Source organism: Halomonas sp. SpR8, assembly GCF_031010195.1.
GTDB lineage: Bacteria > Pseudomonadota > Gammaproteobacteria > Pseudomonadales > Halomonadaceae > Vreelandella.
In genome coordinates this window covers 71,040-92,295 of sequence record NZ_JAUAMC010000007.1, presented here as the reverse complement: position 1 = coordinate 92,295, position 21,256 = coordinate 71,040, and the positions used below count along the sequence as shown (strand labels likewise).

28 protein-coding genes are annotated in these 21,256 nt (G+C 52.9%); 14 read left to right on the top strand and 14 right to left on the bottom strand.

Features of this window, described 5'->3' with window-relative positions:
- The first annotated feature begins 210 nt into the window (after positions 1 to 210).
- The 6 genes from QT230_RS14600 to QT230_RS14575 are packed head-to-tail and all read left to right on the top strand — an operon-like array spanning position 211 to position 5,934.
- Positions 211 to 1,233 (top strand): substrate-binding domain-containing protein, encoded by a 1,023-nt coding sequence (locus tag QT230_RS14600; RefSeq protein ID WP_308322679.1) that lies wholly within the window; start codon positions 211 to 213, stop codon positions 1,231 to 1,233.
- Positions 1,234 to 1,244: 11 nt separating this feature from the next.
- Complete coding sequence (locus QT230_RS14595) at positions 1,245 to 2,276, top strand: ABC transporter substrate-binding protein (RefSeq protein WP_308322677.1); 1,032 nt, start codon at positions 1,245 to 1,247, stop codon at positions 2,274 to 2,276.
- 2 nt (positions 2,277 to 2,278) lie between these two features.
- The gene (locus QT230_RS14590; RefSeq protein WP_308322676.1) at positions 2,279 to 3,175 is read left to right on the top strand and encodes an ABC transporter permease; all 897 of its coding nucleotides are present in this window, start codon (positions 2,279 to 2,281) and stop codon (positions 3,173 to 3,175) included.
- Complete coding sequence (locus QT230_RS14585; RefSeq protein ID WP_308322675.1) at positions 3,172 to 3,960, top strand: ABC transporter permease subunit; 789 nt, start codon at positions 3,172 to 3,174, stop codon at positions 3,958 to 3,960. The genes QT230_RS14590 and QT230_RS14585 overlap by 4 nt, the downstream gene beginning before the upstream one ends.
- Positions 3,961 to 4,004: 44 nt before the next feature.
- Positions 4,005 to 5,084, top strand: coding sequence for an ABC transporter ATP-binding protein (locus QT230_RS14580; protein WP_308322674.1), 1,080 nt, complete (start codon positions 4,005 to 4,007; stop codon positions 5,082 to 5,084).
- Positions 5,077 to 5,934, top strand: coding sequence for a phosphodiesterase (locus QT230_RS14575; protein ID WP_308322673.1), 858 nt, complete (start codon positions 5,077 to 5,079; stop codon positions 5,932 to 5,934). Before QT230_RS14580 ends, QT230_RS14575 begins: the two co-directional genes overlap by 8 nt.
- Here the strand turns inward: QT230_RS14575 and QT230_RS14570 are convergent.
- Positions 5,931 to 6,788: a methylated-DNA--[protein]-cysteine S-methyltransferase gene (locus tag QT230_RS14570; protein WP_308322672.1), complete on the bottom strand. Its 858-nt coding sequence runs from the start codon at positions 6,786 to 6,788 to the stop codon at positions 5,931 to 5,933. The two genes, QT230_RS14575 and QT230_RS14570, sit on opposite strands and share 4 nt — an antisense overlap.
- Before the next feature lie 157 nt (positions 6,789 to 6,945).
- Here QT230_RS14570 and QT230_RS14565 point away from each other — a divergent pair, with 157 nt between their 5' ends.
- Positions 6,946 to 7,869 (top strand): glutaminase, encoded by a 924-nt coding sequence (locus QT230_RS14565; protein WP_215093741.1) that lies wholly within the window; start codon positions 6,946 to 6,948, stop codon positions 7,867 to 7,869.
- Between the two features lie 103 nt (positions 7,870 to 7,972).
- Complete coding sequence (locus tag QT230_RS14560) at positions 7,973 to 8,575, top strand: LysE family translocator (protein WP_308322671.1); 603 nt, start codon at positions 7,973 to 7,975, stop codon at positions 8,573 to 8,575.
- Positions 8,576 to 8,601: 26 nt separating this feature from the next.
- On the opposite strand, the gene QT230_RS14555 is transcribed toward QT230_RS14560, so the two are convergent.
- Genes QT230_RS14555 through QT230_RS14535 form a run of 5 tightly spaced genes read right to left on the bottom strand, consistent with a single transcriptional unit; the run spans position 8,602 to position 12,042 of the window.
- Positions 8,602 to 9,303, bottom strand: coding sequence for an AraC family transcriptional regulator (locus QT230_RS14555; protein WP_308322669.1), 702 nt, complete (start codon positions 9,301 to 9,303; stop codon positions 8,602 to 8,604).
- Complete coding sequence (locus tag QT230_RS14550; protein ID WP_308322667.1) at positions 9,300 to 9,440, bottom strand: hypothetical protein; 141 nt, start codon at positions 9,438 to 9,440, stop codon at positions 9,300 to 9,302. The genes QT230_RS14555 and QT230_RS14550 overlap by 4 nt, the downstream gene beginning before the upstream one ends.
- A gap of 39 nt (positions 9,441 to 9,479) precedes the next feature.
- Positions 9,480 to 9,797, bottom strand: coding sequence for an antibiotic biosynthesis monooxygenase (locus tag QT230_RS14545; RefSeq protein ID WP_308322666.1), 318 nt, complete (start codon positions 9,795 to 9,797; stop codon positions 9,480 to 9,482).
- Positions 9,798 to 9,832: 35 nt separating this feature from the next.
- Positions 9,833 to 10,621: a slipin family protein gene (locus QT230_RS14540; protein ID WP_308322664.1), complete on the bottom strand. Its 789-nt coding sequence runs from the start codon at positions 10,619 to 10,621 to the stop codon at positions 9,833 to 9,835.
- A gap of 59 nt (positions 10,622 to 10,680) precedes the next feature.
- A complete protein-coding gene (locus tag QT230_RS14535) occupies positions 10,681 to 12,042 on the bottom strand; it encodes a nodulation protein NfeD (protein WP_308322663.1) in 1,362 nt (453 codons plus the stop codon).
- Positions 12,043 to 12,338: 296 nt separating this feature from the next.
- Here QT230_RS14535 and QT230_RS14530 point away from each other — a divergent pair, with 296 nt between their 5' ends.
- The 6 genes from QT230_RS14530 to QT230_RS14505 all read left to right on the top strand — a co-directional run bounded on the left by QT230_RS14530 (position 12,339) and on the right by QT230_RS14505 (position 16,429).
- Positions 12,339 to 13,082: a class I SAM-dependent methyltransferase gene (locus tag QT230_RS14530; protein WP_308322661.1), complete on the top strand. Its 744-nt coding sequence runs from the start codon at positions 12,339 to 12,341 to the stop codon at positions 13,080 to 13,082.
- Positions 13,083 to 13,240: 158 nt separating this feature from the next.
- Complete coding sequence (locus QT230_RS14525) at positions 13,241 to 13,807, top strand: isochorismatase family protein (RefSeq protein ID WP_308322660.1); 567 nt, start codon at positions 13,241 to 13,243, stop codon at positions 13,805 to 13,807.
- Positions 13,808 to 13,850: 43 nt separating this feature from the next.
- Complete coding sequence (locus QT230_RS14520) at positions 13,851 to 14,807, top strand: helix-turn-helix domain-containing protein (protein ID WP_308322659.1); 957 nt, start codon at positions 13,851 to 13,853, stop codon at positions 14,805 to 14,807.
- Between the two features lie 45 nt (positions 14,808 to 14,852).
- Positions 14,853 to 15,671 carry a helix-turn-helix transcriptional regulator gene (locus QT230_RS14515; protein ID WP_308322658.1) on the top strand — a complete coding sequence of 273 codons (819 nt, stop codon included), beginning with the start codon at positions 14,853 to 14,855 and terminating at the stop codon, positions 15,669 to 15,671.
- 53 nt (positions 15,672 to 15,724) lie between these two features.
- A complete protein-coding gene (locus QT230_RS14510; protein WP_308322657.1) occupies positions 15,725 to 16,180 on the top strand; it encodes a carboxymuconolactone decarboxylase family protein in 456 nt (151 codons plus the stop codon).
- A gap of 45 nt (positions 16,181 to 16,225) precedes the next feature.
- Positions 16,226 to 16,429 (top strand): YrhK family protein, encoded by a 204-nt coding sequence (locus tag QT230_RS14505; protein WP_308322655.1) that lies wholly within the window; start codon positions 16,226 to 16,228, stop codon positions 16,427 to 16,429.
- A 132-nt stretch (positions 16,430 to 16,561) separates the two neighbouring features.
- Here QT230_RS14505 and QT230_RS14500 read toward each other — a convergent pair whose 3' ends face one another.
- From QT230_RS14500 to QT230_RS14465, 8 genes are all read right to left on the bottom strand, one after another.
- Entirely contained in the window at positions 16,562 to 17,140 is a 579-nt protein-coding gene (locus QT230_RS14500; RefSeq protein ID WP_308322654.1) for a GNAT family N-acetyltransferase, read from the bottom strand.
- 40 nt (positions 17,141 to 17,180) lie between these two features.
- Entirely contained in the window at positions 17,181 to 17,648 is a 468-nt protein-coding gene (locus QT230_RS14495) for a RidA family protein (protein WP_308322653.1), read from the bottom strand.
- 22 nt (positions 17,649 to 17,670) lie between these two features.
- Positions 17,671 to 18,123, bottom strand: coding sequence for a hypothetical protein (locus tag QT230_RS14490; RefSeq protein WP_308322652.1), 453 nt, complete (start codon positions 18,121 to 18,123; stop codon positions 17,671 to 17,673).
- Positions 18,124 to 18,204: 81 nt separating this feature from the next.
- Positions 18,205 to 18,591, bottom strand: a complete 387-nt coding sequence (locus QT230_RS14485; RefSeq protein WP_308322651.1) for a nuclear transport factor 2 family protein — start codon at positions 18,589 to 18,591, stop codon at positions 18,205 to 18,207.
- Between the two features lie 197 nt (positions 18,592 to 18,788).
- Entirely contained in the window at positions 18,789 to 19,346 is a 558-nt protein-coding gene (locus tag QT230_RS14480) for a hypothetical protein (protein ID WP_308322650.1), read from the bottom strand.
- 64 nt (positions 19,347 to 19,410) lie between these two features.
- The gene (locus QT230_RS14475) at positions 19,411 to 19,854 is read right to left on the bottom strand and encodes a hypothetical protein (protein WP_308322649.1); all 444 of its coding nucleotides are present in this window, start codon (positions 19,852 to 19,854) and stop codon (positions 19,411 to 19,413) included.
- A 129-nt stretch (positions 19,855 to 19,983) separates the two neighbouring features.
- Positions 19,984 to 20,469, bottom strand: coding sequence for a DUF1456 family protein (locus QT230_RS14470; protein WP_308322648.1), 486 nt, complete (start codon positions 20,467 to 20,469; stop codon positions 19,984 to 19,986).
- A 95-nt stretch (positions 20,470 to 20,564) separates the two neighbouring features.
- Complete coding sequence (locus tag QT230_RS14465; protein ID WP_308322647.1) at positions 20,565 to 20,987, bottom strand: tetratricopeptide repeat protein; 423 nt, start codon at positions 20,985 to 20,987, stop codon at positions 20,565 to 20,567.
- Positions 20,988 to 21,256 lie beyond the last annotated feature (269 nt).

Genomic DNA, 21,256 nt, shown 5'->3' with positions numbered 1-21,256 from the left:
AGACTGTAGCGGCCCCTGGAAATCAGCGCAATGTGATCAAGCAAAACAGTCCTCCTTTTCAATTGCCCTCGAACTGCATGGTTATTAATCGCCTTGTCATCATAATCACTCTAAAAATACATATTCCCGCCATTTGGCCGTCACATACCCTCTCTAGGCTGATACCTAATAAATGAGATCGATCTCATTGGATTTACAACAGGTATTCGCATGGTAGATTTACTCACTGTGGCCAAACTCGCTGGCGTCTCTCGGGCAACCGCAGCGCGGGCTTTTTCAAGCCCCGACTTGGTACGCCCAGCCACCCGAGAGCGCGTTTTTACCGCAGCCCGGCAACTAGCGTTCAGGCCCAATAAAGTCGCTCAACAGCTACGCTCCCAAGCCACGCAGATGATTGGCGTGATGGTGCCCAGTCTCGACAACCCGGTGTTTGCCGAGCAGCTACAAGCCATGGAAGTGGCGGCCCGTGCATCGGGTTACTCATTGATCGTTACCACCAGCGAATACTCACCCAGCCGCGAGGGTGACATTGTCGAGGAGATGCTGCGCCAGCGCGTCGACGGCTTGGTGCTTACCGTGGCGGAAGCCGATAACAGCTTAGTGCTGGACAAGCTGCGCTTGGAGACCACCCCTTGTTTACTGGTCTACAACCCGCCTGGCAGCAGCGGCTTCCCCTCGGTCGGTGTCGATAACCGTGCCGCCAGCGTTGATGCCACCCGCCACTTGATCACCCTGGGCCATAAGCGAATTGGCATGGTCGCTGGACCGCTGCTGCAGTCAGATCGCGCCCAACAACGCTTTGAAGGTTACTGCTACGCGATGGACGAAGCAGGCCTTGTCGCCCGCCCGCTGGTAGAGATGGCCCACCATACCCAAGCAGAACTAACCCGCCTCACGTCGGCGTTACATGGCGCTGATGCTCTCACGGGGGTGATCTGCACCAACGACCTGCTCGCCATCAGCCTGATGGGCGAACTTCAGCGCGCCGGATTTAGGGTGCCTGATGACCTTTCCGTCATGGGCTTTGATGGTATTGCCCTGGGCAAGCACCTCTACCCGTCGCTATGCACCATTGAACAGCCTCGCGCCGAGATCGGGCGCAGCGCGGTTCACACCCTGTTAGCCATGATTCGGGGAGAAAAGCGCACTCCCGCTCCCCTGCCCCACGCGCTGCGTAAGGGCGAAAGTGTCGGAACCCCGACATCACGGAAGTCCACGTTAAGCACTTTATAGAGGAACTTGGTATGAGTCTTAAACGCATGAATCTTAAGCGTCTTTATCAGGCGTTATTGACCACAGCGGTTATCGGTGCATCAGGGGGCGTTGCTGCCCAATCAAGCGACAACGCGATCTGCTACAACTGCCCGCCAGAGTGGGCAGATTGGGGCACTCAGTTGCGTTTGATTGAGCAGGAAACCGGCATTCGCGTGCCCCAAGACAACAAAAACTCCGGCCAGTCATTAGCCCAGCTGGTGGCTGAAGCAGCTAGCCCAGTGGCTGATGTTGTTTACTACGGAGTGACCTTTGGCATTCAGGCCATGGAAGAGGATGTGGTAACGCCCTACCAACCTGCGCACTGGGAGGAGATCCCCGAAGGCCTGAAAGACCCCGAAGGCAACTGGTTTGCCATTCATTCCGGCACGCTCGGTTTTATGGTTAACGTCGATGCCCTGGATGGCGCGCCAGTACCGACCTCATGGGAAGACCTGCTCAAGCCCGAGTATCGTGGCATGGTGGGCTACCTTGACCCGGCCAGCGCCTTTGTCGGCTACGTCGGTGCCGTGGCGGTCAACCAGGCCATGGGGGGCGATCTTAACGACTTTACCCCGGCAATCGACTACTTCAATCAGCTTGCCGACAACGATCCGATTGTACCCAAGCAAACCAGCTATGCGCGGGTGCTTTCCGGCGAGATCCCGATTTTGCTTGATTACGACTTCAACGCTTACCGGGCTCGCCACAGCGATGGTGCCAACGTGGAGTTCGTGATTCCCGAAGAGGGTACCGTGGTAGTGCCTTATGTTATGAGCCTGGTGAAAGATGGCCCTAACCCCGAGAACGGCCAGCAGGTACTCGATTTTGTACTCTCTGATCAAGGCCAAGCGGTATGGGCAGACGCCTACCTTCGCCCCGTGCGCGCAAGCGCTATCTCCGCAGAGGCACGCGACGTATTCCTCCCCGATAGCGATTACGCCCGCGCCGAGGCACTCGACTACAACGCGATGGCGGCTGCCCAGCGAAGCTTCTCCGAACGGTATCTGTCGGAGGTGCGTTAATCATGACAGCGGCAGCCAAGCAGCCCTCCGGGGCTGCTTCTTACGTCAATAGTCGGCCAATCATGGTGGGCTCCGCACGACGGAAAAACGTTATCGCTATGGTCGCCTTACTGCCTGCACTGGTGATCTTCTGCGCCTTTTGGTTACTGCCCTTTTCACGTCTGATCATGATGGGTGCCGAGGCAGACCCAAGTAGTGGTATCAGTGCTTATCTGACTATTCTCACCCATCGGCAGTACTTGATCAGTCTAGCGACCACCGTCGGTCTCTCGCTGGTAGTGTCACTGATAGCGGTTGCCATTGCCGGTGTTGCCGGTTTTTTTCTCGCCCGGCAGCATTTTTTTGGCAAGTCCATATTAGTGGCTATCCTGACCTTTCCGCTGGCCTTTCCAGGCGTAGTGGTGGGCTTTCTGGTCATTATGCTGGGCGGGCGCCAGGGTGCACTGGCGCAAACCAGCCTATGGCTGTTTGGCGAGCGCTGGATGTTCGCCTACTCGCTGGCCGGGTTATTTATTGGCTACCTCTACTTCTCCATTCCTCGCGTTATCACCACGGTAATGGCTGCCTGCGACAACCTGGATCAAAGCCTTGAAGAGGCGGCCCGCTCGTTAGGAGCAAATACCTGGCAAGTCACTAAAGACGTTATCGTGCCCGGCATTGCGCCCGCACTGCTGTCAACCGGTGCCATCTGCTTTGCTACCAGTATGGGCGCCTTTGGAACGGCGTTTACCCTGGGCACACGGCTAAGCATCCTGCCGCTCAATATCTACGGCGAATTCACCAACTACGCCAACTTCGCCATGGCGGCTGCGCTTTCGGTGGTACTGGGTGTGATCACCTGGATGGCGTTAAGCCTTGCTCGTCGGTTGGCAGGCGGCAATCTGGGAGCCTCCGTATGAAATCGCGTCTACGCTTCACGCTTCAATTGGTTTTCACCCTGCTGGTGTGCTTATTTATGATCGTGCCCGTGGCCATGTCGGTGATGGCGGGTCTGACCGAGAACTACTTTGTCGGCCTTGAGAGTGGCTTGACCCTGCGTTGGGTCAATGAGGTGTGGCACCTCTACGCCGATACTATCTGGCTCTCCATTAAACTGGCGCTCGCCTGTTTACTGATCACTATCCTGATCGGCGTCCCCGCCGCCTACGGTCTACTGCGCAGCCGCCGCCGCTGGGCCAATGCCATTGAAGAGCTGCTTTTGCTACCGGTTGCCGTGCCTGGGCTGGCCACCGCTCTTGCCCTACTGCTCGCCTACGGTAGCTATCGGGAATTTCGCGGCAGTTGGCTGTTTATTCTTGTCGGCCATGTGCTGTTTACGCTGCCCTTTATGGTGCGCGCGGTGCTCTCCGTGATGCAGACCGCCAAGCTTCCGCAGCTTGAAGAAGCCGCCGCCAGCCTGGGCGCCAGCTTCCGGCAACGCTTTTTCGGGGTGGTCATCCCCAACTGCATGAGCGGTATTCTGGCGGGCGCGCTGATGGTCATCACCTTATCCATCGGTGAGTTCAACATCACCTGGATGCTGCATACCCCCTTGACCAAAACGCTACCGGTTGGGCTAGCCGACAGCTACGCCTCGATGCGACTGGAAATCGGCTCGGCTTACACGCTGATATTTCTAGTGATGGTGGTGCCCTTGCTGGTGGCGATTCAGTGGGCAGGTCGACTCACCGAGCAGCGTCGCTAAACGCCTATTGAAAGACACCTGACTGTTTTAGTTGAGAATCCATTATGAGTTCATCTGTCAGCATCACGTTAAACCAATGCAGCCGCACCTTCGCTGGCGGCAACACGGCGCTACAGCCGCTGGATCTGCAGGTTCACCCCGGCGAAACCCTGGTACTGCTGGGCCCTTCCGGCTGCGGAAAAACCACGACCCTGCGTATTATCAGCGGCCTGGAAAGCCCCGACAAAGGTGGGCAAGTGCTGTTTGGCGAGCGCGATGTCACCGCCCTACCGATTGAAAAACGCGACGTGGGTATGGTGTTCCAAAACTATGCGCTATTTCCCAATATGAGCGTTGCCGACAACATCGCCTACGGCTTAAAAATACAGCGTTTGCCGCGTACCACGATTGCCCAAAGGCTTGACGAAGTAATGCGCATGGTCGACTTGCAGGGTTTTGGCGATCGGCGTATCGACGCCCTCTCGGGCGGGCAAAAGCAGCGCGTCGCCCTCGCCCGCGCAATCGCCGTGCGCCCCAAGGTGCTGCTGTTTGACGAGCCATTGGCAGCCCTCGACGCCAAACTGCGCGACCGTTTGCGCATTGAAATTGGCCAGTTGCTACGTGAATTGGGAACCACCGCCGTTTACGTCACCCACGATCAAGACGAGGCGATGGCCCTGGGTGACCGTATCGCGGTAATGCAAGCCGGACGCATTGCCCAGTTAGGCACACCCCAAGAGATTTACCACCAGCCAGCCAATGCCTTTGTGGCCGACTTTATTGGCGCGGTTAACTGCCTGGACGTGACCGCCAGCCGAGAAGGTGGCGGGTTAGTCGTTCATGGCGGTGAACTCTCTGCCTCTCACTTGCAGGGAGTACCCACAGTCTACTGCCGACCAGAAGATATTCAGGTAGTGCCGCTTGTCCAAGCCGATGTAAGAGGCACAGTAGTGCAAAGCATTTTCCTGGGCCAGAGCCAACGCCTGATGGTGGACACTGGCGGCGCTTCGCCACTCCAAATTGAGACGCCCTCTCGCCAGCGCTGGCCAAACGGTACCAAGATTGGCTTAGTTCTCCCTTCTCACGTGCTTTTTTACCCAGATAACACACCTACTGTTAATGCCAGGGAGATGGCCAATGGCTGATCACCGCCTTAAACCTCATCCAACCCAGCAATGCCTTATTGCCCAGATTAGCGACCCGCATATCAAGACGGGTGGTAAGCTCTCTTACCGCCAAGTGGATACTGCCAATGCGCTGCGCCAAGCGATCAGCAAGCTCAATCAGCTAGCGCCGCGGCCCGACCTGGTGCTGATTAGCGGTGACCTGGTTGATTTTGGCCACCCCGACGAGTACGCCACCTTTAAGCAAATCCTTGCTGACCTGACGCTCCCTGTGTACTTGATCCCTGGCAATCACGACGACCGCCAGCACTTGCGCGCCACCTTTCCGGAACACCGCTACCTGTTTCAGCATAACGACTACTTGCAGTGGGTAGTGGATGATTACCCGGTGCGCTTAGTGGGGCTCGACTCATCGGTGCCGGGCAAACCCCACGGGGAGCTAAGCGATGAGAGCCTGCAGTGGCTGGATAAAACGCTGGCAGAGCAGCCCGATAAACCCACGCTGGTCATGGTGCATCACCACCCGTTCGTGAGTGGCATCGACCATATGGATCGCCAACCGCTCAAACGACCCGACGCTCTCGCCAAAGTGATTGAACAACATGGCCAGGTTGAGCGCGTACTCTGCGGGCATCTGCACCGCTCTATCCAAGCGCGCTTTGCGAACACCGTCGCGATCAGCTGCCCTGGGGGTTCCCACCAGGTTAGCCTGGATCTCACCCCAGACGGCCCCGCCCACTTTCAGCTTGAGCCTCCCGGTTACCTGCTGCACCACTGGTCGGCAGCTAACGGCATGGTGACTCACCAAGGGTTTATTGATTCCTACCCCGGCCCTTTCCCGTTTTATGATGCTAATGGGTTAATTGATTAAGACGCGGCCATGGGAAAAAGCGATTCGTTATCAACCTTTGCCAACTCCCAGGCTTGCACCATCTGCTTTTTGTCTAACCCCCAGCGATAGCCACCCAGTGCGCCACTTTGTTGAATCACCCGGTGGCAGGGTATCCATACCGCGATGGGGTTAGCGCCCACCGCATTGCCCACTGCACGGGACGATTTAGGCGTGCCCAATGCCCGGGCGATATGCGAATAGCTGGCCAACTGACCTTCGGGAATGGTCAGCAGCGCCCGCCAAACCGCTATTTGAAAGTTAGTGCCGGTGACGTGCAGTGACAGAGCGGCAGTTCCCTCTTCGGGTTGATTAAAAAGCTTTTCCACCGCAAAACGGGTAGCATCGGGGCTATGGCACAGCGTGCTGCGCGGCCACTCTTTGCCAAGCCGAGCCAGTAACGCCTCCGAATTAGTCGCATCGACAAAACCCATACGGCAGATACCCCGGGGGGTTACCGCTACAAACATGCTACCTAAGGGCGTTTCATGAACCCCGTAGGCGATCTCCACGCCTTCACCCTGGCGCTTATACTCTCCCGGGGTGACCGCTTCTAACTGCACAAAGTGATCGTAGAGCCGGGAGCCGCCGCTTAGCCCCAGCGTATGGGCAATATCCAGCAGGGATGTCGATGCCTGAATCAGTTGCTTACTGCGCTCTAACGTCAGCGCCTGCAAAAAGCGTTTGGGGCTGATACCCGCATAACGACAAAATAGCCGCTGGAAATGAAAGGCGCTTAAATGCACCTGCGCGGCCACTGTTTCCAGGTTGGGTTGCTCCGCTGCGTGGGCCACCATATAAGCCATGGCTTTTTCGATACGCGCATAGTCGTTCATTGTGTTATCTCTGTGCCTTGGGACTGCCTATCTTCATCAGCCTAAGCGTTCACAAGCGAGTTGCCGACCCGAATCTTGCTAATGGCGTTAGCAGACAGCTCCCAACTTTTCCGCTAGGGTAATGCCCCCGCCTCCACTGACGGTACACGATACGCCCATGCAAGACTTGATCAATGACATTGCGGCCACCATGGCGAATGCCGAACAGCGTGGCAAGGTCGCCGACTATATCCCCGAGCTTGGCCACGTTGACCCACAGCAGTTTGCCATTTCGCTGGCGACCGTAGATGGCAACGTGTACTCGGCGGGATGTGCCACAACCCCCTTCTCCATTCAGAGTATCTCCAAGGTATTTACGCTGACCATAGCGCTGGGGCAAGTGGGTGATTCGCTGTGGTCGAAAGTCGGCCGGGAGCCCTCAGGCGATCCATTTAACTCCATCGTTCAACTAGAGCATGAAAGCGGCAAGCCGCGTAATCCGTTTATCAATGCCGGGGCCATTGCGGTGGTCGATGCGATCATGATGGGCCATGAACCCAAAGAGACACTGGGCGAGATTCTCAGCTTTGTGCGCTATATCGCCGATGACGACAGCATTTATTTCGACCACGCCGTGGCCGCCTCAGAGATGGCCCACCGTGACCGCAACGCGTCACTGGCGCACTTTATGAAAGCCTTTGGCCATCTACGCCACGATGTCGATAAAGTGCTGGGCACTTACTTCCACCAGTGCGCCATCGCTATGAGCTGCGAGCAGCTTGCCCATGCAGGATTGTTTTTGGCCTCGGATGGTATCAACAAACCCAGTGGCAAACGCGTGGTAGCGCCCCAGCGGGCCCGCCGGATCAACTCATTAATGATGATGTGCGGGCACTACGACGCCTCGGGAGAATTCGCCTTCCGCGTCGGCCTACCCGGCAAAAGCGGCGTCGGCGGCGGCATTCTGGCAATTGCACCGGGACACGGCTCTATTGCCGTCTGGTCGCCGGGGTTAGACGCCTATGGTAATAGTTTACTGGGCACCCAAGCGCTTGAAATGTTTGTGCAGCGTACCGGCTGGTCTGTGTTTGGGCATTATTAAAAGCTAAGCGTGAAAGGCAGTCACTAAAGTAGCCACCTCAATTTTGTTCAATACCCCCAGTGAGCACCCCTGCAAACTCCTTGCACTACCAAGGAGGATAACAATGAGCGCTACCCTACTGCTGCCAACGCTACTACCCATGTCTGCATTTGCTCTCGCCGCGTCTATTTCGCCGGGGCCGGTCAACATTGTTTGCTTGAGTAGCGGCACGCATTACCCCATTGTCAAAGGGCTTATTTTTGTCACCGGTGCCACGCTGGGGTTTATTGCGCTGTTTTTAGCCATCGGCGCGGGGCTTTACTCACTGCTAACTTTAGCGCCACTGTTGGAAGCGCTTTTACGCTGGGCAGGTATAGTTTTTTTACTCTACCTTAGCTATCAACTGTTTCAGCACGATGGCCGTGTGCAGGAAAGAGGCGCCGACAACGCACCGGGGTTTTGGGCGGGCGCTATGATGCAGTGGCTTAACCCTAAAGCATGGCTGGCATCTGCCGCGGGCATCGGCGCTTATACCAGTGGAAACGCGCCCTACCTGCTATGGCTATTTGCCGCCCTCTATCTGCCTATTTGCTGGCTATCGCTGGCCAGTTGGATCGTTGCAGGGGCTTTTCTCAAACGCTATGTGCACCGCCCTATCATTCTGCTGACGATTAACCGCGTATTGGCTATTTGCCTGGCCGCCAGTGCACTGTTTCTGTTGTTTTGAGTGGTTGTTGTTTTAAGGGGCTGCTGTTATTTGAGAAGCGGATAGCGATACTGGTTGGGTGTGGCGGCTACCAGTCGCTTAAACGTTCTTTGAAAGTGCGGCTGGTCATTAAAGCCCGCGCTCAAAGCTGCCTCAACTATCGGCTGCCCTTGCTTTAGCGCCTGCTGCCCCAACTGAATACGCTGGTTAATCAGGTAGGCATGAGGCGTCAGCCCGAAGTGCTGTTTAAAGGCGCGAATCAGGTGCCCAGCACTATAGCCCGACTGCTGACATAAGCGTTCAAGCGAGATATCAGCGGCACAATTGGCACGCAAATAGGCCGCAACCTGTTCTAGCACACTGGGCGCTTGGGGCAATGCCGCGGGGGATTCTTGGGCAAGCACTTGCATCATGGTAGACAAGCACTCGATTAGCGCCGTTTGCTTTTCGTCAATTTCCCGTTGTTTATCCAGCAAGCAAGCGGCCATATCGCAGTACCCAGCATAAAGCGCTGGCTGGGTAATAACGGCAGTGGCAATGTCTTGCCAGTTAGGTGCATCCAGCAGGCCCAATTGATAGCGCAACTCACTCAGCCACGCGGTATCGACATAGAGCATCAAGTAAGCCCAGGGCTGATTCTCGATGGGGTTACAGGCATGCACCCAGTGGGGGTTCATCATCACGATGTCACCCGCACTAATCTGATACCTCGCGTCACGATAGCAAAAGGTGCTTTTACCTGCGGTCACAGCCCCCAGCGACCAATGCGCGGGCTGTGCGGCGCATAGCAGACCTGTCGAGCATCGCTAATCTTACGCAGCTCCACATAGGGCATACGCGTATCCCGCCAAAAGATAGGTGAAGGAGGGGCATACCGCTCTTTCATTTGCTATTCCCGTCGATTGGCCGTCTTACTAAACGCGCCCTATATCCCATAATCTCGCTCGACCTTGGCGATACGGGCTGTGAAGTGTTGGTACCACTGCTGATGGCCCAACCGCTGGGCTTCTTGATGCTCTGCATGGGCTTTCCACGCTTTAATAGCGGCTAAATCAGCCCAATAAGAGACCGTCACTCCCACTTCATTTCTGGCTGACTCCACACCCAAAAAGCCCGGCTGCTGGGCTGCAAGTTCGACCATTCTTGCCGCCATTGCGTCGTAGCCGTTATCGACCTCTGTGCGGAGTGAGGTAAAAATAACGGCGTAGTACGGGGGTTCGGGGGTGTCGGCAATCAGCGGCATTGGATGTCCACGTTGGTTAAAAGCTTACGCTGGTGTCACTGTTCAGGTTTATCGTCGTTTTGTATCGGCGAGACATGCTTAGCCTTCATATCTCTAAAGGCCTCCATGATATCCATCGGTAATGGGAAAACAATTGTTGAAGCGTTCTTGTTACTCATATCACTCATGGTTTGCAGATAGCGGAGCTGTAGTGCAGCCGAGTTTTCCTGCATTACGTTAGCGGCCTCAACCAGCTTTTTGGAAGCCTGAAGCTCCCCTTCTGCGTGAATCACCTTGGCGCGGCGTTCACGTTCAGCCTCGGCTTGGCGCGCAATAGCGCGGATCATGCTCTCATCCAAATCCACATGTTTGATTTCAACATTGGCAACCTTAATGCCCCATGCTTCGGTTTGGGTATCGATGATTTCCTGAATATCGTCGTTGAGCTTATCGCGCTCGGAAAGCATCTCATCCAGGTCATGCTTCCCCAAAACGGAGCGTAGTGTGGTCTGAGCCAACTGGCTGGTCGCCTGAGTGAAATTCTCTACTTGGATGATCGCTTTTTCGGGATCGACGACGCGGAAATAGAGCACCGCATTCACTTTGACGGTGACGTTATCCTGAGAAATCACGTCCTGCTCCGGCACATCCATGGTGATCACGCGCAGATCCACCACCTCCATCTTCTGGATAGCGGGAATTATAATGACCAACCCAGGCCCCTTCACTGTCTGATAACGCCCCAGAAAGAACACGACGCCGCGCTTGTACTCCGGCAGTATGCGAATGGAGGCAGCGATCAACATCACCACCAACACGACAGGCACTAAGTACGAAATAATCATTGGACACCTCGTTTGGCAGATGATCAATTATGCCGGTATGCGCGCAACGGCGGCGGGCTTTACCGGGGCGTTACAAATACTGTCAAACCTTCAAGTCGCATCACCTCAAGCTCGTCACCCTGCTTGACCGGCGCATCACTTACCGCGTTCCAGCGCTCGCCATGCAGCCGCACATGGCCATGGGTGGCAAAATCTTCCAGAGCAATCGCAGTTGCCCCAATTAACTCCTCCGCCCCGCTATGAACCGGGCTCTTCCGCAGCGTTGCAAAGCGAGTGAGCGTCCATAGCATTAATCCACCGGATACCAATGCCACACCACCGATTAGTGGTAACGAAATAGCAAGATGCTCCGCGTCCATCAACATCACTGACCCCAGCACAAAGGCCACGATACCGCCTGCTCCTAACACGCCAAAACTGGGCATAAAGGCCTCACCAATCATCAGCGCCATACCAACGACCATCAGGGCCAGGCCCGCGTAGTTAATGGGTAGTACCTGAAAAGCGAATAGTGCCAACAAAAGGCAAATGACACCGATGGTGCCGGGAAAAAGACTGCCAGGGCTGGAAAGCTCAAAAATCAGACCATAAAAACCAATGATCATCAGGAAATAGGCAATATTAGGGTTGGTAACCAGCGTAAGTAGTTGGGTACGCCAATCGGGGTCGTAGCGTTCAATGGCAAGATCGGCCGTCGCCAGCGTATGCTCTCCTCCCTCCATCACCACGGTCATGCCGTCAATCTGTGCCAGAAGATCATCAATATCCCGTGCGATCACGTTGATGACATTTTGCTCTAATGCCTGATTTGCAGTGAGATTCACCGCCTCGCGCACTGCCTCTTCTGCCCAATCCGCGTTGCGGCCATGGCGTTCAGCCAAACTGCGGATAAAACTCACCGCGTCTTCCAGCACCTTACGCTCCATGGCACTACCATCGCCTTCCGATTCACCCTCCGCATTTTCACCCTCATCATCAGTACCGCCCGTCAGCCCACCGCCACCCAGCTGTACCGGCGTTGCAGAGCCCATATGGGTGGAAGGCGCCATGGCGGCCACATGGCTACCATAAAGCAAGTAGGTTCCTGCGCTTGCTGCGCGAGCACCGCTGGGGGAAACATACATCACGACTGGAAGGTCGGAATTGAGCGTTTCCCGAATGATATCGCGGGTCGTATCGACCAAGCCGCCCGGCGTATCCAGTTCGACAACCACCACCTCACTCCCCTGCTCGCGGGCATTACGCAACCCACGTTCAAAATAATCCTTGGTCGCGGGGCCGATAGCGCCTTCAATGTTAAGCACCAAAGCGTTGGGCGAAGAGGTTTGTGCCCTGGCTTGCCATGTGAAGGACAGCACAGCCAGCAGCAAGCCAAGCACCAATAGCCAAAGCCAGTAAGGTTTGTGAGAAAGGGAATGCATATCCGCTCCTCGTATTCAGCACCTTTAACGTCCCCGCCTGAATCTTAAGCAGCGACATACACAAGGTTATCTACTCAACGTAGCACTCACATTGAGCTTCGTCATGAGCGAAGAGGTGACGGAATTTAGTACAAGGCAACCACATACGAGGTGCTATGGCGACGACCAGAGCCCTTGGGCGATTTTGAGGGGGTGTGCAGCTATACACTTGGTTTAGCTATGCTCGCTTCTAAAACCCTACCCGCTCGTTTACTATGCGCCCCCCACCATTTTTCAGTTGCCACTATTAGGTCACCATGTCCATCAACGCCCTCTATACCGACCTTTCTGGCTACTACGATTTGATGTGCGTGGATATCGATTACCGAACACAAAGCAATGCCATTCGCAGACTGCATCAGATGTTCGGTAACGGCGGAACCACACACCTTGACTTAGCTTGTGGCACCGGCCCACACGTGCGCCATTTCATCGACGTTGGATACCAAAGCAACGGGCTGGATATTAATCAACCCATGCTGGATATCGCCGCCGCGCGCTGCCCAGAAGCTCAGTTCACGCGACAAGACATGAGTCATTTTGAGGTTGCTGAGCCCAGCGACTTAATCACCTGCTTTTTGTACTCCATCCACTACAACGATGGCATTGAAAAGCTCAAGGCATGCATATCCAGTGCGCATCGCGCGCTAGCATCCTGCGGTATTTTCTGTTTTAACGCGGTTGATAAAGACAAAATCAACAACGACTTATTTGTTAAGCACACCGCCAAACAGGCAAGCGATTTATTCACCTTCCGCTCTGGATGGCACTACAGCGGCCAAGGCGAAAAGCAGTCACTTAGGCTGAGCATTGAAAAAGCCAATGCCGACGCGACGCAAGTATGGAACGACGAACATTCCATGGTAGCAGTCAATTTTGCGGAATTAATCGCCCTGCTGACGCCTTACTTTGAAGTGCACGTGTTTGAGCACAACTACGAGACCATCAAGCCCTGGGATACGACCTCTGGAAACGCTATTTTTGTCTGTGTGAAGAAATAACCCCTACTTGCGCCTGGAACCTCCCTTTGCCGTGGTGTTAACTAGAAGACAATGCCTAGACATGGCCGAATCTGCCCCCTTTGTGACCGGCTAACGCATCGTTGGCAGAATACATGACAGCTAATCTGTAATCTCACTTCCACACGATGAGATTAGTCATGATCCAGTCTAAAACGGCACTGCTATTAATTGATGTACAAGCCTCCTTCCCTGCCCGCGATTACTGGGTAGAATCGCTGGCTCAGGCGTGGCGCCCCAAGCAACGTGCAGTGCTGAACGCCGCACAGGCAAACAATATTCCCGTTGTGCGCATTCTGCATGAAGAGCTTGGCAGCCAAGGAGCTTTTGACCCAGATAATGGCCTGATACGTCCGCTTGACGACTTTAACGATGAAGTAGCGGTTACCTATCACAAACGCGTCCATAACGCCTTCACCGATACCTCACTTGAAAGTTGGTGTCGAGAGCGTGGCATTGAACGGCTGGCGATTAGCGGCATTCGCACCGAACAGTGCTGTGAAACAACTGCTCGTGTGGGGTCAGATTTGGGCTTTAGCGTCGACTTTATCAGCGATGCTACCCTAACCTTCCCCATGACACGCCACGGCATCACCTGGTCAGCCGATGAAATTAAGGCACGCACCGAACTGGTACTGGAAGGCCGCTTTGCACGTATTATCAGTACACACGACATGATTAACGAATGGCAAAATACGCGTGAGTGAAGAGCAACAAACTAGCCAGCTGCAATCTGCAAGAGCTAAAACCTTGCGGATTGCAGTACTAATGATGCCCGGCCAGGTGCCGCTCGATTTGATTGGCCCGCTTCAGGTTCTGCAGTGTGCTGACCGGCTCTCGATAGACGTTCAGATCCGCTATATAGGCCCCAAAACGGCCATGCAGTGGTTAGGGCCGCTAACCCTTAGCGGCATTGACACCTTACCCGAACAGCTTCCTTCTCAAGATTTACTGCTGATTCCGGGGCAATACCGCAATAGCCTTGAGCCATTGGCGCAACAAGAGTGTGTAGGCTGGCTCAAGGCAAACGCCCTCTATGCGGATACGCTAATGACCGTTTGCTCCGGCACGCTATTACTTGCGGATGCGGGTCTATTAGAGGGGCGACGCTGCACCACCCATCACACTCTCATCGGACAGTTACGCCTTAAAGCCCCCAGGGCAAAAGTACAGAGCGACTGTATCTTTATTGAGGATGGGCGCTACTTAACCAGCGCGGGGATCTCAACCGGTATTGATACCATGCTCTACTGGCTTACCCGCGCGTGTGGACACTCGCTGGCCCTGGCGGTTGCACGAGAAATGGTGCTGTATCTGCGTCGTAGTGGTCAGGAACCTCAACTGGGTGCTTGGCTTGAGGGTCGCAATCATGTGGATGAACGGCTGCATCGCGTTCAAGATGCCATATGCGCCGCGCCCTCGCAGACTTGGCGTATCGAAACATTGGCGGCTCAGGCAGCCATGAGCGAGCGGCATTTTCGGCGCCAATTCAAAAGCCTCACCGGCATGCTGGTGGGCGACTACATCATGGGATTACGCTTGCAGCGTGCCAAAGCGTTAATGACCGAAACGACTTGGACGCTAGCACGCATCGCCGAAGCATCCGGATTCGGTGATGAACGTCAGCTAAGGCGCGTATGGGCACGCCAAGAGAAAGCACCGCCTAGCGTATGGCGACGGGCCAGCTCCCAAAAACGGCTTGATTGAGTCAATAAGAGCTATCATTAATAAAACTTCTCGCTGACTGACACCATGACCGACCTCATTCTGCCAAGCAACACTGGCTATCTAAACTTCCGGCATCGCCTGCCTGATAAGCGATTAACGCCTTGGGTTCAATGCCTTTGGTCAATGGGAGCCCCAGGTCACCTCACTGAGCCCAGAACCGAAAAGTTCTACCCCGATGCCGGGGCTAGTCTTAGCATCCAGCTCGTCAGTTCCCACCCTGTCATCACGCTCTGTTTCAACAGGCGCACGTTGATAGAGACGCTCGACACGACCACCCCCTGTTTGGGCATTCGTTTTAGAGCTGCAGGTGCCCACAGCTTGCTGGGCTTACTACCCGAAGCATTCACAGATACATACCATCGCTTGGATAACGAGCTTGAAGCACTAAGTTTGCAAAAATTAAGGTTGCAAGGATTAATGCCCGTGGTAGAGCGCCTCTACCAGTTGGACTCACAGCAAGGCTTACGACTGCTGGAAACATGGCTGTTAGATCGTCTACAGAGCCAGCCACCTGCCAATAGCCGTATCACTTCGCTTGCTCAAGCCATTGGAGAGCTACAGCTTCCACCCCAACAGTTAGGCGCCACGCTAGGGTTTACGCGACGCACCCTGGAACGCAAATTAAAACGCGAGGTGGGCGTTTCCCCAGGCCAATTAGTCGCCTATGCCCGACTCAACCGCGCCCGCCACGGGCTGCTTGCAACCACACTGCCCCTAGCAGAAATAGCGCTGCAATGCGGCTACTATGACCAGGCTCACTTCACCCACGCCTTCCAATCACTCGCCTATGAAACGCCCGCTGCCTATCGCAAACGCAAACTGTCGCAAATTTACAAGGCGTAAAAAAAACCTCGACGTTAAGCTGAGCTCTCAACTTACTCATCGAGGTCTCCTACATGTCTACTCGTATATCTCAACAGTCAGTGTATCGCCTTGTCCCACGCCTAGCTAAGCACTTGACCGCATTAGGCAACGTTGCCTCAGACTCAACGGTTGATCGCTCGATAATTCACTTAGTCAACCTGCGTGTTTCGCAAATTAATCACTGCTGCTTTTGTCAGCACATGCATTCGCAAGAGGCCAGAGACGATGGCGAGCACCAGGTTCGCCTGGACGTATTGCCTGCGTGGCGTGAAGCTCCCTGCTTCAGCACACAAGAGCGCGCCGCACTCGTCTGGGCAGAAGCACTCACACTTGTCAGCCAGCAAACTGTGAGTGACAGCGACTATCAAAACGCACTAGATGCGTTTGGCGAGCAAGGGCTGATTGACCTCACCGCCATCATTGTTCAAATCAACAGCTGGAATCGGATATCGGTGGGCTTTCAGTTTGCCCCCGACATCAGTATTTAAACCCGGTGAAGCACTTGAAAGTAAAATTGCAGATAAGGAAATAAAATGAACAGTGAGACAACCCAGCGTCAACAGCTACCCAACCTGCTCGGTCTCTTATCAAGCTTATTCTTCTTTGGCAGCCTTTTATTTCTTCCCGCTTTTGCGATCTATGCAACTGTAGGCGTCTGGTGTTTTGTAATGGGGTCGCTGATCATGTTTATTATTTATGTAATTAGCATGAAAAGTACTGGTGGGAAGTGTTCTTAATTAATTCAACATTCGACGTTGATATAGCCGCTGGGGTTTAGCTACCCAGCGGCTGTAAGAGAGGTTAAGTGGCAATTTCTCTAAGCAATATTAATGACGTTAGCTCTTCGCCTTCAGTGTCCTGCATAACTATCAAATACTGGTCGCGATAACAGCATAGTTTTGTGGTGTACTCCACTGCTGTGACGTTAACCGGTATAGCCTGACTGGACGGCCATGAAATTCAAGAGTATTGAATGTCGCAAACCCTGCTTTTTCTGCGACCTTAAGTGACGCAATATTTTCAGGCTCAATAATCGCCACCACCGACGATAGCTGCTTTTGACTAAATGCATCATTGAGCACCGCTTGCACTGCTTCAGACGCCAGACCTTTGCTCCAGTACTGTTTGGCTAGCCGATACCCTAAACCGATCTCCTCAACGCCATTTACCTCTTCGGTACCGACACCGCAAAAGCCGATAAGCTTACCGGAAACCTTTTCTACTAATGCCAACGGCCCGATACTGTGAGAGGCATAGCTCTTCAAACACCATTCAATAAACCGCCGGGTCGCCGCTTCATCGCAAACGCCACGGATCGAGTATTTCATCACCTCAGGATCGCTGAGGATGGTGGTCAGCTCGGGAACATCATCTAGGGATAATGTCCGTATAAATAGCCTTTCCGTTTCGCAAGTTTGCACCATTTCCTCCTTGTTGATGATGTTCACGGCAAGCGCTAGTCCCGAACACAATCGATTGCCAGGGGGCTTATCCTGAAAACTCAACGATGGCTTCAATTTCCACAGCAAACCCTTTCGGTAGTGATCCAACACCAATGGCAGAGCGTGCATGCTCACCGCGCTCACCAAGCACAGTAACAAACAGATCGGAACAACCGTTGATGACTTCAGTGTGGGAAGTAAAGTTGGGATCAGCATTGACCATACCAAACATCTTCACAACACGTTGAACCCGATCAAAGTCTCCCAGAGCTTCTTTGATGAGTGCGAGGAGATACAGGCCAACCTCTTGAGCGTAGGCCCGAGCCTGCTCAACAGTCACTTCCTGCCCCACTTTTGGGACATTCTCTCCCTCTTCTCGCAGCGGAGCGCCCTTACCTGACAGATAGAGCATATTGTTCGAAATGACATAGGAACGAAAGTTGCCCCTTGGCGTGGTAACGACGGGTAATTCCAAACCCAATGAGGAGATATGCTCTTCTACGGTTGATTTCATTACAGGCTCCACATCTATGCTATTAGGGTTCAAGGTCTAGTCGATAGACATCCCATTTTTTGATCTCACTGAAGCCGAAGCTTTTTATAAGACCATACCCAAAATTAACCTCTTTAAGAACGCGCATCTCGACTCTACAGCAATTTTCAGATTGTGATATGCTCACAGCATGTTGCAGAAGTAATTTTTTATTTTCTTCAGTATCAAAGCCATCGATTAAATACAGATCTTCAACATAAAGAACACGTGAAGCGATGTAACTCGCAAACTTAAAGTTATAAATATAGAAACCAATGGGCTGGTTGTCTTGATAAGCCAAGAATCCAAAACAAGCAGGCGTAGTGGCCAAAAAAGCGTCAGCGTAACTTTGTCTATCAGCAGTAAACAGGTATCTTTGATTTTCGGATTCGGCAAGCTTGGCATTTAAGCTAAAAAGGTCATCGATATTTTCTTTATCTACGCTCGCAAGTTCCATATATTCATATCCTATCGTTTTTTTCAATTTGAAAAACTGAAAGGTGTAACGCTCGCGGGATCGACGAATTAAGACTGAAGGTCAAAAGGAGAAATAGCTGTGCCTTGGTTGTAAATCATTTTCCATTCCCTCTTTCCGCCATATTGACGTTCGCCGAGAATAGCTTTTCATTAAGCCGCTTTGACGACTAATCACAACTCGGTAAAAGAGCTGAATGAGATCAGAGCTCAATCTCCTGTATTCAAAGTCCTGGGATACAGCCGACCACGAAGACTCGAACGGCAAACTATCAAGAACACTATCTAACCCGAAAAAATCGCCTGATGCTCCGATCTCCAAAAATTCCGGAGATAGCAAAGAGCGCAGTATCTCCGGTGAGCTGCGCGCATCAAAGCTGAGCAATGCCCTTTCTTTTTCTATCAGATCCGCTTCGATTCCCATAGCCGCTGCCTTAACATCTGAATTCATTGACCTTCGCGACTTCTTGCTTAGCGCCTGTAGAATAAATGATTAGCTCCCCGTTTCTTCAAACAAATCAACATAAGAGGCTTCGATGAACTGAGATGACTCGATACCAAGCTGATTCAATAAGCGATGTGCGATCTTTCCGAACACAACCAACTACACCATAAGCCTGCGAAAGCGTCTCTCGCAACGTCTCCGGTTCAATTGATTATGGGTGGAGTGTCCCAAAGCTGCACCTCGATATAGAGCTCAAAATCAGTTTCCCAGTAGCGCTCGTAAGGAATCAAGTGATCATTGGCAGGAATACCGAAGCGTGTAACGAGCCGACTCACCTCGCTAAGCAGAAACACTTGATTGTAGTAAGGCTTGTCGTCTCGGGTTAGCGCAATAAAGCTATCTGGGTAAGTCAAAGACGTTACTTCGGAATCAAGCGCCGAGAGAGGGATTCTAAGCTCACGTTGATCCGCGTTCAGATTGCGAAACCAAGGGGATTCTCCAAGCACCAGATAAAAGGGATGATCGCGGCGCGGCTTACCTCCACGCACAACGAAGAGTTCACGCAGCCGCGCCTCAACCTCACGCCGGAATCCTATGTAGTTCCTACCGTAGCGCCGCCGGTAGCGAGGATCACGCTGATGACGAGTAAGGAGGTCAAGGAATACAGGATTTTCCGAGCCCGCAGGAAGCTCTGAGAGACTCCGAAACGGGCCTGTCTCTCGCAAATAGTAGTGAGTAGCGAAATCTGGGAGTCTAGTCACAGTTCATGCCTACAGCCAAGCTAACAGTCATCAAATGCCCTGTTAAGCGCCTTACCAGAGCAACTCAGTGACTCTCCCTAGCCTGATTAATGAAACCCTCTAGAAGAGCCACCGCTCTCTTAACGTCCCGTTCATAAATAAACAGGTGATCAAATACTGCACCACACTGCGGGCCAGCCTTAATGCCTTGTTCATTTAGCGCTCGCAAAACAGGGCCAAGGAAACCAATCACATCGAAAGGAAGCTCGCCATCTGTTGATACAACTCGAAACGGGCCGAAACTACCTCTTATCGAGACCTGAGTTTTTAAGCGTTCGACAGCAGCCTCTTCGACAATCGCTGATACACCGGACTGATCGCGAATTAAACAACTGTACCGAGCATCGCTGGCCACGAACACGTTAGCCACATCTTGAGCAGATGTATCGCTAAGATCCAGCATCCAGTAGCGTTCAGGCCAGACTTTCAATGTCATATTCGCCCATACGGCCATTGGATCAATAGACATCACACTCTCCTGCTAAACAGCCAATAATGCCTGATTCGATGGCTATTAAAACGTCCCACCGAAACCAAAATTGGCCTCTCCCCTATGATAAAAAATGCCGCAGCTGTTATATGAATTCAGGCTATGAACTCAGGACTCAGCGCTTGAAACGTCCTGATTAGGCCGCAATTGAAGCTGAATACCGAGCAAAAAATTGCGCAACACCTGATCTTTGCACTCGCGATAATTCTTGTGGCTCGGCTTGCGGAAAAACGCACTTAACTCATGGTTGCTTAGCTTGAATCCAGCCAGGTCAAAAGCCGCCAGAATATCTTCAGCCTTTAAATTCAGCGCAATACGCAGCTTCTGGAACACCATATTGTTGTTAAGCTGCGATTCTGGCGCGGGCTGAGGGCCTTCGCGCTTGCCACGCTTAAAGCTAATAAACCCATTCAGAAACGACGCAAACTCTTTATTTTTCATAGGAACAAAGGCGTCGTCTTCATCCTTTTTCAGCCAAGCAGTGACCTGCTGCTGAGTCACACTAACCTCAGCCAAGGCGAAGATATCCACGATGGTGCTGTCTTTTAAATCAAAGGTGTAACGGATGCGGCGAAAAATATCGTTATTGGTCAAAATAAACTCCTAGTCTTAGGCAAACCCAGCACAATCAGGCTTTATATACATCTGCGTCTATCGCGAATAGTCGTAAAATCAGCAACGTAACATGCCTAGCCTGCCGTCAGCTTTTCAAGCAGCTTATCAATTTCTTCTTTAAGCTCACTATCTTCAATTTTGTTGGCAGTGGTTTGAGCATTTTGAAGATTGCTGATTGCCGCGTCGGTCTGGCCCAGCTCAACTTGCAGGGTTGCCATGGAAAATGCAATGGATGACATATGGTCTTTCGAATTGATCGCGACGGCTTTTTCGAGGGCTTTTTCGTAGACAGCCAGCGCCTCATCCAGCTCTTCCGTAAAGTCCGCGAGCGTTTCCCACTGCTCAGGGTGATCTTTATCAGTATTTTCGTTCTCGGTGCAAATAGCTTCCAACTGCGCATAGAGCGCATCAAAAGCTTCTCTATCCTCTTTATCGGCAGCCTTCATAAGCTTTTCAGCGAGTTCGTAAACCGCTTTGTATATTTTGGTATTAATCATTACTAACAACCTTTTATCAACTGAAAATAAATAATAAAAATTAATAAGTAAGTCAGCACATTTACTTATTTGGCGATAAACGATTTTTCGACTCTTGGTCGTCATCGTCAGGCCACTGAATAACTGAAAGAGGATCGTGCCACACCGTTTGAATCATGCTGAACCTGCTTAAAGCATATGCCCCGCAAGGCCATGCCATTATAGCCCAGGACTGTGCCCTTTCGGATGGCCATTTTTCGCTTTCATTAGCGGTGCCCGCAGTGGAGCGC